At 61.3% G+C, this 19217-nt stretch carries 15 protein-coding genes; 12 read left to right on the top strand and 3 right to left on the bottom strand.

The genetic code is table 11. From position 1 onward, the window contains the following. The first annotated feature begins 274 nt into the window (after positions 1 to 274). From xylA to CPter91_RS06295, 5 genes are all read left to right on the top strand, one after another. Positions 275 to 1591: a xylose isomerase gene (gene xylA / locus CPter91_RS06275; protein WP_061938404.1), complete on the top strand. Its 1317-nt coding sequence runs from the start codon at positions 275 to 277 to the stop codon at positions 1589 to 1591. 4 nt (positions 1592 to 1595) lie between these two features. Beyond that, positions 1596 to 3104, top strand: coding sequence for a xylulokinase (xylB, locus tag CPter91_RS06280; protein ID WP_061938407.1), 1509 nt, complete (start codon positions 1596 to 1598; stop codon positions 3102 to 3104). Positions 3105 to 3208: 104 nt separating this feature from the next. Further along, positions 3209 to 4192, top strand: a complete 984-nt coding sequence (xylF, locus tag CPter91_RS06285; RefSeq protein WP_236906032.1) for a D-xylose ABC transporter substrate-binding protein — start codon at positions 3209 to 3211, stop codon at positions 4190 to 4192. Positions 4193 to 4273: 81 nt separating this feature from the next. Then, a complete protein-coding gene (gene xylG / locus CPter91_RS06290; protein WP_061938413.1) occupies positions 4274 to 5866 on the top strand; it encodes a D-xylose ABC transporter ATP-binding protein in 1593 nt (530 codons plus the stop codon). Then, positions 5863 to 7002 carry a sugar ABC transporter permease gene (locus CPter91_RS06295; RefSeq protein WP_061938416.1) on the top strand — a complete coding sequence of 380 codons (1140 nt, stop codon included), beginning with the start codon at positions 5863 to 5865 and terminating at the stop codon, positions 7000 to 7002. The genes xylG and CPter91_RS06295 overlap by 4 nt, the downstream gene beginning before the upstream one ends. 275 nt (positions 7003 to 7277) lie before the next feature. Here CPter91_RS06295 and CPter91_RS06300 read toward each other — a convergent pair whose 3' ends face one another. From CPter91_RS06300 to CPter91_RS27125, 3 genes are read right to left on the bottom strand one after another with little or no spacing between them, the layout of a single operon-like run. Further along, complete coding sequence (locus tag CPter91_RS06300) at positions 7278 to 7994, bottom strand: response regulator (RefSeq protein ID WP_061938419.1); 717 nt, start codon at positions 7992 to 7994, stop codon at positions 7278 to 7280. A gap of 9 nt (positions 7995 to 8003) precedes the next feature. After that, the gene (locus CPter91_RS06305; RefSeq protein WP_236905945.1) at positions 8004 to 9413 is read right to left on the bottom strand and encodes an ATP-binding protein; all 1410 of its coding nucleotides are present in this window, start codon (positions 9411 to 9413) and stop codon (positions 8004 to 8006) included. 17 nt (positions 9414 to 9430) lie between these two features. Further along, positions 9431 to 9661, bottom strand: a complete 231-nt coding sequence (locus tag CPter91_RS27125; protein ID WP_061938421.1) for a hypothetical protein — start codon at positions 9659 to 9661, stop codon at positions 9431 to 9433. Here CPter91_RS27125 and CPter91_RS06315 point away from each other — a divergent pair. From CPter91_RS06315 to CPter91_RS06345, 7 genes are all read left to right on the top strand, one after another. Then, positions 9633 to 10799, top strand: a complete 1167-nt coding sequence (locus CPter91_RS06315) for an efflux RND transporter periplasmic adaptor subunit (RefSeq protein WP_236905946.1) — start codon at positions 9633 to 9635, stop codon at positions 10797 to 10799. The two genes, CPter91_RS27125 and CPter91_RS06315, sit on opposite strands and share 29 nt — an antisense overlap. A 10-nt stretch (positions 10800 to 10809) precedes the next feature. After that, positions 10810 to 13956: an efflux RND transporter permease subunit gene (locus CPter91_RS06320; protein ID WP_061938427.1), complete on the top strand. Its 3147-nt coding sequence runs from the start codon at positions 10810 to 10812 to the stop codon at positions 13954 to 13956. Further along, a complete protein-coding gene (locus tag CPter91_RS06325; RefSeq protein WP_061938430.1) occupies positions 13953 to 15359 on the top strand; it encodes an efflux transporter outer membrane subunit in 1407 nt (468 codons plus the stop codon). The genes CPter91_RS06320 and CPter91_RS06325 overlap by 4 nt, the downstream gene beginning before the upstream one ends. Positions 15360 to 15591: 232 nt before the next feature. Beyond that, positions 15592 to 16233 carry a LysE family translocator gene (locus CPter91_RS06330; protein ID WP_061938433.1) on the top strand — a complete coding sequence of 214 codons (642 nt, stop codon included), beginning with the start codon at positions 15592 to 15594 and terminating at the stop codon, positions 16231 to 16233. Positions 16234 to 16327: 94 nt separating this feature from the next. After that, positions 16328 to 17170, top strand: coding sequence for a hypothetical protein (locus CPter91_RS06335; RefSeq protein ID WP_061938441.1), 843 nt, complete (start codon positions 16328 to 16330; stop codon positions 17168 to 17170). Between the two features lie 152 nt (positions 17171 to 17322). Further along, on the top strand, positions 17323 to 17535 hold the full coding sequence (locus CPter91_RS06340) for a hypothetical protein (RefSeq protein ID WP_061938444.1): 213 nt from the start codon (positions 17323 to 17325) through the stop codon (positions 17533 to 17535). Positions 17536 to 17611: 76 nt separating this feature from the next. Next, positions 17612 to 18850, top strand: a complete 1239-nt coding sequence (locus CPter91_RS06345; RefSeq protein WP_061938447.1) for a glutamate carboxypeptidase — start codon at positions 17612 to 17614, stop codon at positions 18848 to 18850. Positions 18851 to 19217: the final 367 nt, after the last annotated feature.

Consider the following 19217-nt stretch of genomic DNA (forward strand, 5'->3'; position numbering starts at 1 on the left):
GATTTTCGCAAGCACGCTCCTTGCGGGAGTCTTGGGCAGCTTGTCAATTTATCACCAACAGCTTCGGTCAACTTGACCTTAGCTGATTGTACCCAGCAGCAGCGCCGGCGTCAGGTCAATTGGCGTTTTGTGCGACTGCAATAGAAAGAATCGCTAGCGGGTCTGGCGGATTTCGTAATTGTGAAGCGCTGCCCTCGGTTGCTAGTATGGCCCACACCAATACAGCGAGACTGCGCTTTGCAGTGCCGCGCCATCTACCGACCGGAGACCATCGATGAGTTATTTTCCTGCCGTTACACCTATTCGTTTCGAGGGCAAGCAGGCGCAATCGCCGTTGGCTTTTCGTCATTATGAAGCCGACAAGCTTGTGCTGGGCAAGCCGATGCGCGAGCATCTGCGCATGGCGGCATGTTATTGGCACAGCTTCGTCTGGCCCGGTTCCGACGTCTTCGGCGCCGGCACCTTCCGCCGTCCCTGGCACGGCGCCGGCGACGCCATGGAAATGGCGCACAAAAAGGCTGACGCCGCCTTCGAATTCTTCACCAAACTGGGCATCGACTATTACACTTTTCACGATACCGACGTAGCGCCAGAGGGCGCCAGCCTGGCCGAATACCGCAACAACTTTGCCCAGATGCTGGACGTGCTGGAGCGCAAGCAGGAACAGACCGGCCTGCGTCTGCTGTGGGGCACCGCCAACTGCTTCAGCAACCCACGCTTTGCCGCCGGCGCCGCCAGCAATCCCAATCCGGAATTGTTCGCCTATGCCGCAGCACAAGTGTTCACCGCCATGAACGCAACCCAGCGCCTGGGCGGCGCCAACTATGTGCTGTGGGGAGGTCGCGAAGGTTATGAAACCCTGCTCAATACCGATCTCAAGCGCGAGCGCGAACAGCTGGGCCGCTTCATGCGGCTAGTGGTGGAGCACAAGCACAAGATCGGTTTCAAGGGCACGCTGCTGATCGAACCGAAACCGCAGGAACCAACCAAGCACCAGTACGATTACGACAGCGCCACGGTCTACGGCTTCCTCAAGGATTACGGCCTGGAACAAGAGATCAAGGTGAATATCGAAGCCAACCATGCCACCCTGGCCGGCCACAGCTTTCATCATGAAATCGCCACCGCCGCTTCGCTCGGCATCCTCGGCAGCATCGACGCCAACCGCGGCGACCCGCAGAACGGCTGGGATACCGACCAGTTCCCCAACAGTGTCGAGGAACTGACGCTGGTCACTTATGAAGTCCTGAAAGCCGGCGGCTTCACCACCGGCGGCTACAACTTCGATTCCAAGGTGCGGCGCCAGAGCCTGGATGAGGTCGATCTGTTCCATGGCCATGTCGGCGCCATGGATGTGCTGGCGCTGTCGCTGGAGCGCGCCGCCGGCATGATCGAAAACGATCTGCTGGCGCAGTTCAAAAACCAGCGTTATGCAGGCTGGGACAGCGGCATCGGCCAGGATATGCTGGCCGGCAAGCTGAGCCTGAGCGAGATCGCCGAGCACGCGTTTGCCAAGAAACTCGATCCGCAAGCCGTCAGCGGCCGCCAGGAAATGCTGGAAAACCTGGTCAACCGCGCCATCTTCGGCTGACCCCATGTTCATCGGCATAGATCTGGGCACCTCCGGCGTCAAGGCGATCCTGCTGGGCCGCCGCGACCAGGTGCTGGCCAGCGCCAGCCAGCCGCTGTCGCTGCTGCCGCAGGCCTCGCACAACACGCTGTGGCGCGAGCAGGATCCCGCCGACTGGTGGCGCGCCTGCGAACAGGCGTTGACGGATTTGCTGCTGGCGGCCAAGGAGATGGGCATCGCCGGTGGCGCCATCGAAGCCATTGGTCTCACCGGCCAGATGCACGGCGCCACCGTGCTGGACGACCAGGGCCAGGTATTGCGGCCGGCCATCCTGTGGAACGACGGCCGTTCATTTGTCGAATGTAGCGAACTGGAACAGCGTGTTCCGGCTGCGCGCAAGATTACCGGCAACCTGATGATGCCAGGCTTCACCGCGCCCAAGTTGCTGTGGCTGGCACGCCATGAGCCGCAAGTGTTCGCACAGGTTGCCAAGGTGCTGCTGCCCAAGGACTGGCTGCGTTATCAGCTCACCGGCGACTACGCCAGCGATATGTCGGACGCCGCCGGCACCATGTGGCTGGATGTCGCCAAGCGCGACTGGAGCGATGAACTGCTGCAAGCCACCGGCCTTAGCCGCGCCCATATGCCGGCGCTGTATGAAGGCACGCAGATCACCGGCACGCTGAAAGCCGATCTGGCGCAGCGCTGGGGCCTGGCGCAGATACCGGTGGTGGCTGGCGCGGGTGACAACGCTGCCGGCGCGATCGGCGTCGGCGTTGTCCGTCCTGGGCAAGCCATGCTCTCGCTCGGCACTTCCGGCGTGTATTTCGCCGCCGGCGCCGGCTTCCATGCCAATCCGGAGCGTGCAGTGCATAGTTTTTGCCACGCCTTGCCGGCCACCTGGCATTTGATGTCGGTGATGCTGTCGGCTGCCTCCTGCCTGGATTTCACGGCGCAGCTGTGCGGCTATGCCGATGTCGCCGCGCTGCTGGCAGATGCGGGGCAGCACGACGCAGAACTGAATGGCGTCGCTGCCGGTGCGCCGCTGTTCCTGCCTTACCTCAACGGTGAACGTACTCCTCATAACAATCCCGCCGCGCAGGGGGTGTTTTTCGGCCTGCGCGCCGGCGCCACGCGCGCCGAGCTGGCGCTGGCGACCCTGGAAGGCGTCGGCTTCGGCCTGTGCGACGGCATGGACGCGGTCGACGACTGCGGCATCGCCGCCGATGAAATCACGCTCATCGGCGGCGGTTCGCGCAGCGCCTTCTGGGCGCAGATGCTGGCCGATATCAGCGGCCGCCAACTAGTGCGGCGCCAGGGCGGCGATGTCGGGCCGGCGCTGGGTGCAGCGCGGCTGGCGCGCATCGGCGTCGCTACCGCCAGCGACGGCCGCGCAACCCTGAACGAGATCTGTCCGGTGCCGCCGCTGCTTGCCGCATACCAGCCGAATCCACAGCGGCACGCGCAATATGCGCAGCGGCGCCAGAAATTCGCACTGTTGTACCAGCAGTTGTTACCCGTGTTTTCAGCATAGTGAATCAGGCACAGTCAAGCGCAGTCAAGAGTAGTCATACGAAGTTAACTAAAACGAATGGAGACCTAGCAATGAACAAGATCCTGAAAAAAAGCCTGTTGACGATGATGTCCGTGGCAGTATTTTCGCTCACCAGTTCGGCCGCGATGGCCGATGCCAAGAACCCGAAGATCGGCTTTTCCATCGATGACCTGCGGGTGGAGCGCTGGGCGCGTGACCGCGATTTCTTCATCGCTGCCGCCGACAAGCTGGGCGCCAAGGTGTTCGTGCAGTCGGCTGATGCTAGCGAACAGCGCCAGATTTCCCAGATCGAAAACCTGATTTCGCGCGGCGTCGACGTCATCGTGATCGTGCCGTTCAACGCCACCGTACTCAGCAACACCATCAAGGAAGCCAAGAAGGCCGGCATCAAGGTGGTGTCCTATGACCGCCTGATCCTGAACGCCGACATCGACGCCTACATTTCCTTCGACAATGAAAAAGTCGGCGAGATGCAAGCCGAAGGCGTGCTCAAGGCGCAACCTAAGGGCAATTACTATCTGCTGGGCGGATCGCCCACCGACAACAACGCCAAGATGCTGCGTGAAGGGCAGATGAAGGTGCTGCAGCCATCCATCGACAAGGGCGACATCAAGATCGTCGGCCAGCAATGGGTCAAGGACTGGAGCGCCACGGAAGCGCTGTCTATCGTGGAAAACGCGCTGACCGCCAACAATAACAAGATCGACGCCATCGTTGCTTCCAACGACGGCACGGCCGGTGGCGCAATCCAGGCGCTGGCTTCGCAGAAAATGGCCGGCAAGGTGCCGGTCTCGGGACAGGATGCCGATCTGGCTGCGGTCAAGCGCGTGATCGCTGGCACCCAGTCCATGACGGTGTACAAGCCGCTCAAGCTGATCGCCTCGGAAGCCGCCAAGCTGTCGGTGCAGCTGGCACGCAATGAAAAACCGTCCTATAACTCCCAGTATGAAAACGGCGCCAAGAAGGTCGACACCATCTTGCTCAAGCCGACCACGCTTACCAAAGCCAATGTCGACCTGCTGGTGACGGACGGCTTCTACACGCAAGCGCAGATCAGCAGCAAATAACTATCGCAGCCGTATGAAATAACGCTGCGGCCGGCGCACATTTGTGCGCCGGCCGTTCATGCAACTACTGCGAGAGAGAACATGTCCGACTATCTGCTGGAAATGCAGGGCATCGTCAAGGATTTCGGCGGCGTCCGTGCACTCGACGGCATAGACATCAAGGTCAAGGCCGGCGAATGCCTTGGTCTGTGCGGTGAAAATGGCGCCGGCAAATCGACGCTGATGAAAGTCCTGTCCGGCGTCTACCCGCGCGGCAGCTGGCAGGGTGAAATCCTGTGGCAGGGCCAGCCTCTGCAATCGCAATCGGTGCGCGATACGGAAGCGGCGGGCATCATTATCATCCACCAGGAACTGATGCTGGTGCAGGAACTGTCGGTGGCGGAAAACATCTTCATGGGCCACGAGATCACGCTGCCGGGCGGCCGCATGAACTATCCTGCCATGTATAAACGCGCCGGCGAACTGATGCGCGAACTGAAAATGCCTGACATGAATGTGGCGCTGCCGGTCATGCAGTACGGCGGCGGCCACCAGCAGCTGGTGGAAATCGCCAAGGCGCTCAACAAGCAAGCCAGATTGCTGATCCTGGACGAGCCGTCGTCGTCGCTGACGGCATCCGAGATTGCGGTGCTGCTGGACATCATCCGCGACCTCAAGGCCAAGGGCGTGGCCTGCGTCTACATCTCGCACAAGCTGGATGAAGTGGCCGCCGTCTGCGATACCGTGGCGGTGATCCGCGACGGCAAGCATATCGCCACCACCCCCATGCGCGAAATGAATGTCGACCAGATCATTACGCAGATGGTGGGCCGCGAAATCACCGCCATGTATCCCGATCAGGAACATGAGATCGGCGAAGTGATGTTTGAAGCGCGCAATGTGACCTGCTACGACGCTGACAATCCCGGTCGCAAGCGGGTCGATGATATTTCCTTCACGCTGCGCCGTGGCGAAATCCTTGGCGTCGCCGGCCTGGTCGGCGCCGGCCGTACGGAACTGGTGTCGGCCCTGTTTGGCGCCTATCCCGGCCGCAGCGAGGGCGAGGTCTGGCTGGACGGCGTCAAGGTCGATACCAGCTCGCCGCTGAAATCGATACGGCTGGGCCTGTGCATGGTGCCGGAAGACCGCAAGCAGCACGGCATCGTACCGGACTTGAATGTCGGTCAGAACATCACGCTGACCGTGTTGCAGGATTTCTCGCGCCACGGTCGCATCGATGCGGAAGCCGAGCTGAAAACCATCCAGGGCGAGATCGGACGCCTGCAGCTGAAGACCGCCAGTCCCTTCCTGCCCATCACCAGCCTCTCCGGCGGCAACCAGCAAAAGGCGGTGCTGGCGAAAATGCTGCTGGCACGGCCCAAGGTGCTGATCCTGGACGAGCCGACGCGCGGCGTCGACGTCGGCGCCAAGGCCGAAATCTACCGCCTGATGGCGGAGCTAGCGCGGCAGGGCGTGGCGATCATCATGGTGTCGTCCGAACTGGCTGAAGTGCTGGGAGTATCCGACCGCGTGCTGGTGATCGGCGAAGGAAAGCTGCGCGGCAATTTCATCAACCAGGACCTGAGCCAGGAAACCGTGCTGGCGGCCGCCATCGACCAGTCGCCGCAGAATCTGCCATCACAACGGACGTCACAGCCGGCAAACGCTGCCGGCAATCATCAGGAATCTCTATGAGCTCCATCAACCTTAAGCAATTGTTCCGACAGTACAAGATCATGGCCTTGCTGATCGCCATCGCCCTGATCTGGGCTTTCTTCAGCTGGAAGACCGAAGGCGGCTTCGTCACGCCGCGCAACCTCTCCAACCTGCTGCGCCAGATGTCCATCACCGGCGTCCTTGCCTGCGGCATGGTGCTGGTAATTATCGCCGGCGAGATCGATCTATCGGTCGGCTCCATGCTCGGCCTGCTGGGCGGTGTCGCCGCCGTGCTGGACGTGACGCATCATCTGCCGCTGTCGCTCAACCTGTTGCTGGTGCTGCTGGCGGGGCTAGCGCTTGGTCTGTTCAACGGCTATCTCACGGCTTACATGCGGATTCCCTCGTTCATCGTCGGCCTCGGCGGCATGCTGGCGTTCCGCGGGATTTTGCTGGGCGTCACCGGCGGCCTGACCATCGCGCCGGTGTCGAGCGAGATGGTGTACCTTGGCCAGGGTTATCTGCCGCCGCAGCTCGGCATCGCGCTCGGGATCGGCCTGTTTGCCCTGGCGCTGGTGCTGAGCTGGCGCCGCCGCAGCAATCGCCAGCAGCACGGCTTGCCGGTGCCGTCCGTGTGGCGCGACGCCGTGCGTGTGCTGCTGATCGGTGCGGTGCTGCTGGCTTTCGTGCGCACGCTGAACACTTACGACGGCATTCCCGTGCCGGTGCTGCTGCTGTTGGCCCTGCTGGGTCTGTTCAGCTATCTCACCACGCAAACCGTATTCGGCCGCCGCATCTATTCGGTCGGCAGCAATATGGAAGCAACCCGCTTGTCGGGCGTGAACGTGCAGGCAGTCAAGCTGTGGGTGTTCGGCATCATGGGCGTAATGTGCGCGCTGGCGGGGCTGGTCAATACAGCGCGGCTGGCGGCCGGCTCGCCTTCGGCCGGCAATATGGGCGAGCTGGATGCGATCGCCGCCTGCTTCATCGGCGGCACTTCCATGCGCGGCGGCTACGGCACGGTATACGGAGCCCTGATCGGCGCGCTGGTGATGGCCAGCCTCGACAACGGCATGTCGATGCTGGACGTCGATACCTACTGGCAGATGATCGTCAAGGGCGGCATCCTGATGCTGGCGGTGTGGGTGGATGTCAGTACCCGCGCCAGCCGCTGAGTGCTCATCGCCGCAGAAAATGGACAGAGCCATCTGGGGTCAGAGTCGACTTTCGCGGTGTTTTTTCGCGAAAGTCGACTCTGACCCCACATGGCGAATTCGGAGAAAGACAGAAAGCGTTGCATGGGATTTTTCCAAGCTGCGAGCATGTACTCCGTAGCCCGCTAAGTGGGGTCAGAGTGAGTTTTCCGCAAAAAGCCGCAGAAAGTTCACTCTGACCCCAGTTAGCTGCGTGTATGGCGTGCGACAAAAACAGATGGTCTCGTCTGAAATTCTCAATGGGTCTCGATGATTTCAAACTTGTAGCCGACGCCATAGATGGCGTGGATGACGTTGCGATCCTCGAAAAAAGGTTCCAGCTTGCGCCGCAGGTTCTTGATGTGGCTGTCGACCGCGCGGTCGGTCACCGTACGGTAGTCGTCATGCAGCTTGTCCAGTAGCTGGTCGCGCGAGAAGACCCGCCCCGGCGCTGCTGCCAATGCTTTCAACAGCCGGTATTCCTGTGGCGTCAGGTTGAGCGTGACACCGTCGATGCTGGCGCTATTCAACTCATCGTTGATGTGTACGGCGGATGGCGCGGCGGTAGTGCCGCGCTGGCGCCGCCGCAGCATCGCCTTGACCCGCGCCACGATTTCGCGCGGACTGAAGGGGGTCTTGCAGATGTAATCGTCGGCGCCCAGCTCCAGTCCTTGCAGGCGGTCTTCCTCACCGATGCGGGCGCTCAGCATCAGGATCGGCACATCGCTGAACTCGCGCAGCTGGCGGCAGATCTGCCAGCCGTCGCAGCCCGGCAGCATGATGTCGAGCAGGATCAGGTCCGGCATCCGGCTGCGCACCTGCGGCAGGGCGTCGCGGCCGTCGCTGATCCAGCGCGAGGCATAGCCGGCGGCGGTCAGGTAGGTTTGCAGCAGTTCGGCCATTTTCGGTTCATCCTCGATGATCAGGATGTCTGCGCTGAGCGGGGCGGAGAACTTGAAATTATCGGTCGGCATGGCGGCTATTCAAATCAGGCTGACGGGCAGCCGAATGCTCAGGCGCAGGCCGCCGAGCGCGGAAGCGTCGGCGCTGATGCTGCCTTCATGCGCTTCGACGATGTGCTGGCAGATCGCCAGCCCGAGGCCGGCGCCGCCATGTGCCCGGTTGCGCGAGGCATCGGCGCGGAAAAACCGCTCGAACAAGCGCGGCAGCGCTTCCTCCGTGGTGCCGGGGGCGCTGTCGTCGAACAGCAGCAGCCAGTGCTGCTGTTCGCGCTTGCCTGTAATGTTCTGGCGGCCGCCGCTATCGGTGTAGCGCAGAGTGTTTTCCAGGATATTCTTGAACAGCTGTTGCAGACGGCCGGCGTCGGCATGCACCAGCATCGGCTGCTGCGGCAGGTCGATGGCGACCGCCAGACCGTGCTCGCGATAGATATCTTCGTAAGACTGCAGGCTGGCCCGCAGCAGCGCGCCGATATCGATATCGGCCTTGCGGTAAGTCAGCGCACCGGCATCGGCCAGCGACAATTCGTATAGATCGTTGACCAGCTTGTTGAGCGTCGCCACTTCTGATTGCAAGGACCTGACGGTATCCATGCTGGTGTCCAGCAAGCCGTCTTCCATCGCTTCCAGCTGGCCGTTAAGTATGCCCAGAGGGGTGCGCAATTCATGCGAGACATCGGCCATGAAGTCGCGCCGCATTTTTTCATTGCGTTCCAGCGTCAGCGCCAGCTGGTTGAAATCGGCGGACAGGCGGCCAACCTCGTCCTGCGTCGCCACCTCGACCCGGGTGCTGTAGTCGCCGCCGGCCAGCCGGTGCGTGGCCTTGGTCAGGCGCGTCAGCGGCGACAGCAAGACATTGGCGATCTTGATGGCGATGAAACCAGTGAACAGGATCGAGGCCAGGCCGATCAGCAGGTGGGCCAGCAACTGCTTGTGCTGGAAGCGCTGGTCGATGGCCGTGATCACGCTCTCGAAAGGCGTCAGCGCCACCCAGCCGATGATGACGCCGTCACGCATCAACGGACGCAGCAAGGCATCTGCCTGCATGCCGCGGAAGCCGATCACGAAGCGGCGCTCGGCATCGAGCAGGGTGAAGCGCAGGTGGGCGCCGGTCAGGTCGGAACCGGAGGGCGCAGATTTCGACGAAGGCGCATCGGAACCGTACTCAGGGCGGGTGCTGCGCAGTACGGCATACCAGATGCCGGGATTGTCTTTCATGAATTGCCAATTGCCGTGTTCGCGATATGACTGCTCCAGGCGCGGCATCAGTTCATCCATCCGCTCCTGCGCCTGCTCGTTCAAGTAGCCGAGGAAATCGTGGGTGAAGCTGAGGCGCGCTACCACGCTCATGGCGATGATTACCGCTATCGCCATGGCCAGCATGGCGTAGAAAAGCTTGAGTCTGATGCTGGTTCCGGGCAGGTTGAGACGCACGGCAAGATCCTTGGAGGCTAATCGATTTGCGGCTTAGGGTAGCAAGGAAAGCTGCTCTTGGGAAGATTTTCGAGGCTGCCCGTTTCTTCATATTTCCTCCACATTTTGTTCTTACCATGGCAGATTCGATAAATTCCAAGATCGACGTCGTGTTCCTGCGCAAGTTGAAATACGGCTGCGATCCACGCCATGCCGCCAAAAAAAACCTTGCTCACACTGATGCTGACCCCGTTGCTGGCTGCTGCCATGCTGGGCGCCTGCTCCAGATCCACCGATGCGCCGGCGCCAAAAGCAGTAGCCGAAGTCGGCATCGTCACCGTGAAACCGGAGCCGCAGTCGGTGTCGACAGAGTTGCCCGGACGCACCGTTGCCTATCTGACGGCGGATATCCGGCCGCAGATTGGCGGCATCATCCAGCGCCGCCTGTTTACCGAAGGCGCCGACGTCAGGCAGGGGCAGGCTTTATACCAGATTGATCCGGCCACCTATCAAGCCGCAGCCGACAGCGCCAGGGCTTCGCTGGCGAAAGCCGAAGCGACGCTGCGCGCTTCCAAGCTGAAAGCGGAGCGCTATGTCGAGTTGAACAAGATTGATGCGGTCAGCAAGCAGGATAACGACGATGCACAAAGCGTGCTCAGTGAAAACCAGGCGGCGCTGGAAGTTGCGCGTGCAGCATTGAAGACTGCTGCCATCAATCTGGAATTCACCCGCATCACGGCGCCGATCTCGGGCCGCATCGAAACCTCTACCGTCACGCCCGGGGCGCTGGTGGTGGCGCAGCAGAACGTCGCCTTGACCACCATACAAAAGATCGATCCGATCTATGTCGATGTGACGCAGTCCAGCGTCGACGTCTTGCGCATGCGGCGCGAACTGAGCAAGGGCAACATCAAGGCGGTCGGCCGCGACGAAGCGCCGGTCAGGCTGGTGCTGGAAGACGGCAGCGTCTATGCACAGCCGGGCAAGCTGAAGTTCAGCGGCCTGAGCGTCAACACCGGCACCGGCATGATCACCTTGCGGGCGGAATTTCCGAACCCAGACGGCATGCTGTTACCAGGCATGTATGTCCGGGCGCAGCTGGAAGAGGCCGTCGATCAAGCCGCCATCCTGGTGCCGCAGAAAGCCGTCACGCGCGACGCCTTGGGCGCAGCCACGGCCCTGGTCCTGAACGATGCCGGCAAAGTCGAGCGGCGCGCGCTGACGGTGGGACGCGCTATCGGCAACCGCTGGTGGGTCAACGATGGCTTGAAGGCGGGCGACAAGGTGATCGTCGACGGCCTGCAGAAAATCAAGATCGGCGACAGCGTACGGGCAGTCGACATGAACGCGGTGCCTTCGAAAGCAGCGCCGCAGCCTGTGACATCGCCGCAGATCAGCGCGCGCTAAGAGGAAGATCATGGCGCATTTCTTTATCAATCGTCCCATCTTTGCCTGGGTCCTGGCCATCGTCATCATGCTGGCCGGTGCGATTTCCATCGTCTCGCTGTCGCTGGAGCAGTATCCCGACATCGCTCCGCCCAAGGTCAACATCCGCGCCAACTATGCCGGCGCCTCAGCCAAGACGCTGGAAGATTCGGTCACGCAGGTGATCGAACAGCAAATGAAAGGGCTGGACAACCTGGAATACATGTCGGCCTCCAGCAGTTCTGCCGGCCGCACCAACATCACCCTGAATTTCAAGGCCGGCACCAATCCGGACGTGGCGCAGATGCAGGTGCAGAACAAGCTGCAGCAAGCCAGTTCGCGCCTGCCGCAAGCGGTGCAAAGCACCGGCGTGACGGTGACCAAGGCCGCCAGCGACACCTTGATGATCGTATCGCTGGTCTCGGCTGATCCCAAGGTCACCGGGGTGGATATCGGCGATTTCATCAGCAGCACCTTGACCGACCAGATCAGCCGGGTGGAAGGCGTCGGCGACGTTACCGCCTATGGCACCAACTACGCGATGCGCATCTGGCTCGATCCCGCTAAGCTGCTGAAGTATGCGCTGATGCCGTCCGACATCAACCGTGCGCTGGAAGCCCAGAATGCGGAAATTTCGGCCGGCCAGCTGGGCGGCTTGCCGGCCGTCCAGGGGCAGCAGCTGAACGCTACCATTACTGCCCGCAGCAAGCTCAGTACGCCGGAGCAGTTTCGCCAGATTATCGTGAAAGCAGCCAGCGATGGCGCCGTGGTGCGGCTGCAGGACGTAGCGCGGGTGGAAATCGGCGCGGAAAGCTACGACGTCAAGGCCCAGCAGAACGGTCGGCATTCGGCTGCGCTGGCGGTGCAGCTGGCGTCTGGCGCCAACGCCCTGGCCACCTCCAAGGCGGTGCTGGCCAAAATGCAGGAGCTGGAGCCGTATTTCCCGCCGGCGCTGAAGCTCAGCAGCACGGTCAGCTATGACACCACGCCATTCGTGCGGGTCTCCATCAAGGAAGTGGTCAAAACCCTGCTGGAAGCTATCGTGCTGGTGGTGCTGATCATGTACCTGTTCCTGCAAAACCTGCGCGCCACCTTTATCCCGGCCATCACGGTACCGGTGGTCTTGCTCGGCACCTTCGGCATCCTTTCTCTGTTCGGCTATTCGATCAATACCTTGACCATGTTCGGCATGGTGCTGGCCATCGGCCTGTTGGTCGACGACGCCATCGTGGTGGTGGAAAACGTCGAACGCCTGATGGCGGAGCAGGCGCTCAGCGCCAAGGAAGCGACGCGCAAGGCCATGTCCGAGGTCAGCGGTGCGCTGGTCGGCATTGCGCTGGTGCTGTCCGGCGTGTTCATTCCGATGGCGTTTTTCGGCGGTTCCACCGGCGTGATCTATCGCCAGTTTTCCATCACCATCGTGTCGGCCATGACGCTGTCGGTGCTGGTTGCCCTGACCCTGACGCCCGCCCTGTGCGCCACCATGCTCAAGCCGCACACCCATGGCCAGATGCCGCAGAAGGGCTTCTTCGGCTGGTTCAACCGCACTTTTGAGCGCAATGCACGGCGTTACCAGTCCGGTGTCGCCGGGATACTGGGGCGCGGCCGCCGCAGCCTGCTCACCTACGTGCTGATTGTCGCGGCGATGGCGGTCTGCCTGATGCGCTTGCCTACCTCTTTCCTGCCGGATGAAGACCAGGGCGTGCTGAACGCCCAGGTCCAGCTGCCGGTGGGCGCCACCGAGGAGCAGACCACGCAGGTCATGCGCACCGTGCAACAGTATTTCCTGAAGCAGCCGGAAGTGATCGACGCCTTGCTGTCGATTACCGGCTCCGGCTCTGGCGGCAATAGCCAGAACGTCGGACGCGCTTTCATCAAGCTGCAGGATTGGGACAAACGCAAGGAAAAATCTCAGGGTGCGGCCGAGATTGCGCGCCGCGCCAACCGGGATCTGGCGAAGATACGCGACGCCAGGATTTTTGTGACCTTGCCGCCGGCGGTGCGCGGCCTCGGCCAGAGTTCCGGCTTCGATGTACAGATGAAGGATGTCGGCGGCGTCGGCCATGACGCGCTGATGCAGGCGCGCGACGAGTTCATCGCCTTGGCCGGCAAGAGCGACAAGCTGGCCAACGTGCGCACCACCGGCCTCGACGATACGCCGCAGTTCCGCGTCGAGATCGACGACAGCAAGGCCGGTGCACTGAGCCTGAGCACGGCGGACATCAATTCCACCATGTCGACCGCGATGGGCGGCACTTATGTCAACGACTTCCTCAACAATGGCCGCGTCAAGCGCGTCTACGTGCAGGGCGATTCAGCGTCGCGCATGCAGGCGCATGACCTGGAGCAGTGGCACGTGCGCAATGCCGCCAGCCAGATGGTGCCGTTTTCTGCCTTCACCAGCGCCAGCTGGACTTACGGGCCATCCCTGCTGGAACGTTACAACGGCGTCTCGTCGTTTGAAATTGTCGGCGAACCGGCGCCAGGCGTCAGTTCTGGCGTGGCGATGCAGGAAGTGGAACGCATCATGGCGCAAATGCCGGCCGGGATAGGCTATGAATGGACCGGCCAGTCCTATCAGGAACGTTTGTCCGGCTCACAAGCGCCATTGCTGTATGCGGCATCCATCCTGTTCGTCTTCCTCTGCCTGGCGGCGCTGTATGAAAGCTGGTCGGTGCCGTTCGCGGTGATCCTGATCGTGCCGCTGGGGATCATCGGCACCGTGCTGCTGACCTCGGCCAGCGGCTTGTCCAACGATGTCTATTTCCAGGTCGGGCTGCTGACCACGGTCGGTTTGTCCTGCAAGAACGCGATCCTGATTGTCGAGTTCGCCAAGCAGCTGCACGAATCCGGAAAATCCTTGCTGGACGCAACACTGGAAGCGGTGCATCTGCGCCTGCGGCCGATCCTGATGACTTCGCTGGCGTTCATGTTCGGCGTGCTGCCGCTGGCGCTTGCCAGCGGCGCCGGATCTGCCAGCCGGCGCGCCATCGGCACCGGCGTGCTGGGCGGGACCATATCGGCAACGCTGCTGGGGATTTTCTTTACGCCCCTGTTTTATTATCTGATCTGCCGCCTGATGCAGAAGCGCCGTAGCCAAGCGCCGGCGTCGGCAGAAGCACAAAAGGCGGGTGAATGATGCGCAATACTTTATTGATCCCTGGCCTGGCGCTGCTGCTGGGCGGCTGCGTCAACCTGGCGCCGGAATATGGGCGGCCGGCCGCACCGGTGCCGGCGGCCTGGTCTCAGGGTAGCAGCCAAGGCCCGCTGCAAGATGCCGCCGCTGAAATAGCCTGGCGCAGTTTTTTCACAGATGCGCGCCTGCGTGAAGTGATTGCGCTGACGCTGGCTAACAACCGCGATCTACGGGTAGCCGTACTGAACATCGAAAAGGCGCGCGCGCAATACCGGATCCAGGATGCCTCCAGGTATCCTGCGCTCGGCGTCGCCGCCAGCAGCAACACCGTGCGCACGCCGGCCGACCAGGCCAACGGCAATGCCGCAAACATTTCGCGCAACCAGAGCGTGCAGCTGGGCTTCAGTTCCTACGAGCTGGATTTTTTCGGACGCCTGAAAAATCTCAGCGCGGCGGCACAGGCGACCTATCAATTCAACGTGGAAATGCAGCGCAGCGTGCAGATCAGCCTGGTGGCGGAAGTCGCCGGCGCCTGGCTGACGGTGGCGGCCGACAATGAGCGCCTGCTGCTGGCCAAAGATACCTTGAAGAGCCAGCAGATTTCTTACGATCTGAGCCAGCGCAGCCATGCCATAGGCTCTACCTCCGGCCTGGATTTGTCGACCGCGCAAGCCAGTGTTGAAGCAGCCCAGGTGGATCTGGGTGAGTTCACCAGCCGCGTGCAGCAGGATCTGAATGCGCTCAACCTGCTGGCCGGCGCGGCTGTACCGGAGCACTTGCTGCCGGACAGCATCCCGCAAGCTTCTGCAGCGCTGCTGGCGACGCCGGCGCAGCTGTCGTCGGACCTGCTGCAGCAAAGACCCGATGTACTGGCAGCCGAACAAATTCTGATTGCCGCCAACGCCGATATCGGCGCGGCGCGCGCCGCCTTCTTTCCCAGCATTACGTTGACCGCCGCCGGCGGCACTGCCAGCAGCAGCCTGGCAGGCCTGTTCAAGCCGGGCAGCGGCGCCTGGAGCTTTCTGCCGGCGATCAATCTGCCGATATTCAACGCCGGCAGCAACCGCGCCAACCTCGATGTCGCGAAAGTGAGCAAGGAAATCGAGATCGCCAACTATGAAAAAACAATCCAGGTGGCGTTCCGCGAAGTTGCCGATGCCCTGGCCGAGCGGGCTACGCTGGATCAGCGCCTGGGCGCGCAACAGCGTCTGGCGGACGCCTCCGGCAAGAGCTATCGCTTGTCCGAGGCGCGTTACCGCAGCGGCATTGATAGCTATCTGAATTCGCTGGTGGCCGAGCGCGGCTGGTACGGCGCCAGGCAAAACCTGATCTCCCTGCGCCTGCTGGAGCAGAACAACCGGATCAACCTGTACAAGGCGATGGGAGGGGGCTGGAGCGATTCATGACCGCGCCGCAATAGCATTTGCTATTTCTAAGGTTGAATTTATGTCATCAGCCCGGCATCGCCGGGGCAGTACTGTGCTGCCGGAACCACCGGGCCGGTTTGTGGGGATGAGGTCCTGACGCAGCGGACCAGATCGTGATAGCCTTGCATGTCGGCGCAAGTCTCTCATCAAGCTTGCACCGATCTTGTCCGCGACTGCCGTTTGCCTTAGCCCAGACCCGAAAGCCCTTGCGATGAATACCCAGACTATCCTCACCTTCACCGCGATGGCAGCCCTGTCCATCTTGAGTCCCGGACCCTCCATCCTGCTCAGCCTGCGCAATGGCGCCACCTACGGTCCGCGCTCGGTGATGTGGTCCGGCCTGGGCAATATCTCCGGCGTGTTCTGCCTGTCCACCGCGGCGATACTCGGCCTCGGCGTCCTGCTCAAATCCTCCGCGCTGGTGTTCGGCGTAGTCAAGCTGATCGGCGCCGGCTACCTGTTCTATATCGGCGTGCGCCACCTGTTCGGCCGCGGCACGGTGCTCGCGGTCGAAGTCGAAGCCGGCAAGGAAGAGGCTCCGCCCAAGCGCCGCCAGCTGTATGGCGAGGCTTTCCTGACGGCAGCCACTAATCCCAAGGCCGTGCTGTTCTTCACCGCGCTGTTCCCGCAATTCATCAGCGCCAAGACCGCCTTGCTGCCGCAGTTCCTGGTCCTGATGGCGATCTTCATGACGATCTCCTACAGCACCCACCTGAGCTACGCCTTCATCGCCTCGCGCGCCCGCGGCGTGCTGCTCAAGCCCTTGTTCGCCAAATGGCTCAGCCGTTTCGTCGGTGCCGCTTTCATCACTTTTGGTTCGTTGTTGCTGACCTTGCGCCGCCAGGCGGTATAAATAGGCCGGGGGCTGGATCTTTTAGCGGATTCGGCGTCGTTGTTGCCGACTGCTAGAATCAGGCTCGGCACCATTTCAGTTGAGATCCTATTCCATGAATCCCTATTTCTTTCGCTTGCTGCTATGCGCCGCCGTTGGCATGCTGCCGGCCTTGCATGCCCATGCAGAGCAAGCGGCCGGAGGCCGCGCTGCTGTGCGGCCGGATGGCTTCGGCACCCAATTGCCACAAGGCTTCACCAAAGAGCTCCTGCTAAACCAGCTTGCGCCCGGGCGCGATCCGGCGCGTGCGGTGTTGACCGGCGCCAAGCCGTGGCCACAACGGCCGGGTTGGTATGTGGCGGTGGCATGCCTGGCGCCTAATCCTGAAACAGCTGCACAGATCTTGAAAAACCATCCGTCTTCCTGTGATGCCTTCCGTGGCAACGAAGAGAATGAAATCTGGTTTGGCGTGTTTGAATACAGTGCAGGTATGACGCCACGCCTGATTGCAAAAACCGAGACAGTGCTGGTCGACCCTCATTCGGACGCTGCTGGCGGCACGCAAGACAATACGGACGATTTTCCCGGCAGCTGGCTACGCTTCGACCTTGCTCCTTACCAGTTGCGCGAAGGGGACTATGCTTTCGGCGTACGCGCCATGCAATTCCAGGGCTATGCCGGCGGCGGCGCTTCCTACGAATCCTTATATCTGCTGCATATCGATGGCAAGTCATTGCGCCTCGTGTTTTCTGAACTGATGGCGTCGGAAGAGGATATTGCGGGAGAATGGCATAAGGATGGCACACGCAGCCACGACATATCAAGCAGCGGCAGTTTCCTCAATGTGTTGCCGAGCATGACGGACGGTTTCCACGATCTCCAGTTGCGCGAACGGCATGGCAAGTCGCGTCAGACGTTTCACTGGTCGCCAAGCGCAAAGGCCTATGAGGCACAATGAATCGCAATAAATGAAGTTGTTACTCAAAGATTTACTGCCAACACCGGCTTCCTTCCACGATAAACTAACAGCGACAAGTCCGGTAAAACATGTCAATGTAAGATGCAAGCGCCGGTAACGCGGCAATAATCCGCATCGAAAGAGGGAAGTATATGAAGCTGACATACTGGGTAGCCGCAAACCTGGAAGGCGACAAGACCGACGCCATCATCGCCAGGACCAGGCACGACTGCGAACAAAAGATCCTCGCCTACGGCAATCCGGCGGAATACGCCCAGCCGGTAAAAAAATCATTTCTCTACGACGACGTATTCGACCTGTTCGAGATGGCCACCGCCAAGGATGGCGGACGCGGCATGGGCTAGCGGGTCTACGGCAGGCGTCGCTGTCCCTCGGGCAGGGCGCTGCATTTTCTGCAATATAAATAATATAGGAGACGCCATGAGAAAAAATGCAATGCGCACATTGCTGGCAGCAGCTGCATGCCTCATCTGCACCACCGCTTTCGCACAAACAGACAATGCCCTGATGGCCGCCGCCAGCAAGAAGAAGCCGGAGTTCTTGCGCGACCTCGCGACACTGGTGAATATCGATTCCGGCACCGATGATGCCAAAGGCCTGGGACAGGTGGAGAGCTTCCTGGCGCAACGTCTCAAGGAGCTGGGCGCCAAAGTCGAGATCGTCGCCGCACCGCCTTCAGCCGGGAAAATGGTGCTGGGCACCCTGCAAGGCAAGGGCACGAAAAACATCATGCTGATGATCCATTTCGATACCGTCTTCGGCGTCGGCGAGGCCGCCAGGCGGCCATTCAGGGTCGAGGCTAACAAGGCCTTCGGTCCTGGCGTTGCCGACGCCAAGGGCGGCGCCCTGATCGTGCTGTATGCCATCGACCTGGCGCGCGAGCGCGGCATCGACGGCTACAAGACGCTCACCGTGCTGTTCAATCCCGATGAAGAAAAGAGCTCCCTCGGTTCACGTGCGATGATCAGCAAGCTGTCCGCCGACCAAGACTATGTGCTGGTCTACGAACCGCCTGAGGCCGACCGCGTCACCGTCTCCACCAACGGCATCGCCTATGTCTACCTCAACGTCAAGGGCCTGGCGTCGCACGCCGGCTCGGCGCCGGAAAAGGGCCGCAACGCCGCCATCGAGATGTCCAACCAGATCATGCAGCTGAAAGACCTGGGCGATCCGATCAAAGGCACCACCGTCAGCTGGACCTCGATCCAGGCCGGCGACCGGGTCAACATCATCCCCGACAAAGCCAGCGCCATCGCCGACATGCGCATGTCCGACCTGAGCGAAATCGCCCGCGTCCAGGCCGATGCCGACAGGATCGTGCAAAAGAAATTCATTCCGGAAACTGAAGTCAGCGTCAAGGTGGAAAACCGCCGGCCGCCGTTCAGCAAGAACCCTGCCAGCGACCATCTGGCCGCCGTCGCCGACCAGATCTACCGCGAGCTAGGCAAGAGCATCGCCCCGGTCGGCATGCGCTACGGCACCGACGCCGGCTTCGCCTACAATCCGAAGAGCGGCAAGCCGGTGGTGCTGGACGGCATGGGCATCGTCGGCGACCGCATCCATTCATCCGACGAATGGGCGGACCTGGACAGCGTGGCGCCGCGGCTGTATTTGACGACGCGGCTGTTGCAGACCCTGGCAAAGCCTGACAGCGAATAGGCGACGGCTAAACGGCCTATCTGAGTATCAAAATCGTAACCAGGTTTTTCGTCGCGCTAACACACGCAGCTAACTGGGGTCAGGGTGTAGTTCTGCGCGCCTTTTGCAGAAACTTCACCCTGACCCCATTTAGCTGGCTACGGAGCGCATGCCTCGCCGTGAGAAAAGTATTAAGCATGTAATACGCTCTGCCTCTCCCCACATCTGACAACGCCCAAAGTAGTCAGGCATACATTGTTTTAGCTTCCCCGCCGAGATCGCTTCGAGGCACCCCGAAAAATGCAATCCATCGCCTCCCGCTGCAGCCCATCCATGGAAAACAGCATCCCGGAATAGCGTCGATTGACTGTCACCGATCTCCTATTTA

The sequence above is a fragment of the Collimonas pratensis genome (assembly GCF_001584185.1).
In the GTDB taxonomy this organism is placed as follows: Bacteria; Pseudomonadota; Gammaproteobacteria; order Burkholderiales; family Burkholderiaceae_D; genus Collimonas; species Collimonas pratensis.